Source organism: Vibrio sp. 1402 (assembly GCF_033340275.1).
Genome location: NZ_JAWOWE010000188.1, coordinates 1 through 777 on the forward strand (window position 1 = coordinate 1; position 777 = coordinate 777).

Below are 777 nucleotides of genomic sequence, written 5' to 3' on the forward strand. Positions count from 1 at the left end.
ATCTGTTGCAGCCATGATGCCTTTGCGCACTTCTAGATTATCCAACAAAGGCATTGCCGTATTCATCCATACGCCACCAGCGCCTTGTGGTGATTGGTTGAATCCCCAATACTTTTGGATATAACCTTTTTTGTAAACATCAGTGTTCGTTTTATCGTGCCAAAAGCTTGGTAGCACCATTTCAAAGTAATCGAGATTACCTTTTTCGAAGTGCTTCATCGCAATGTCAGGATCGCGAATAACTGTGATACGGACTTTCTCTACGTTATAACGGTTCTTGTAGTAACGATTGTTGTAGCCCCACCAATCTTCACCAACATGCTTAAAAGTAACACTTTTCCCTTTTTTAACCTTATCTAGGTAGTATGGTGCTGCCGTTGGTTCAGCTTTGAAGTTGAATTTACGTACAAAATTATCCGGCATGCCATCGTTGTTTTCATCCTTCTCACCTTTGAAAAAGTGTTTTGGACGAGGTTGGAAGCCATTGCTTGGCATATTAATCATGACCATCAGAGAATCATGACTCTGTGCAACCGCTAAATTAACACGGATGGTGTAATCATCAATTTTTTCCACGCTAACAATGCTGTTGGTAAAAAAGTCATTGTACCAAGGGTCAATAATGTCTTTTGAGGTGTAGTACTGCATCATGAAGACATAATCATCGGCCGTGATCTTCTCACCATCAGACCATTTTGCAGTGTCATCAAGCTTAAAATAAACCGTTTTATTATCTTCACCAAATGCCCATGACTTAGCCAATTGAGGAATCCACTT

The 777-nt window shown here is 40.3% G+C and carries 1 protein-coding gene; it reads right to left on the reverse strand.

Annotation, left to right across the window (positions count from 1 at the left end; translation table 11 throughout):
- Nucleotides 1–777, reverse strand: a 777-nt coding sequence (locus R7044_RS24990; RefSeq protein ID WP_225455971.1) for an ABC transporter substrate-binding protein, incomplete at both ends; no start/stop codon positions are given.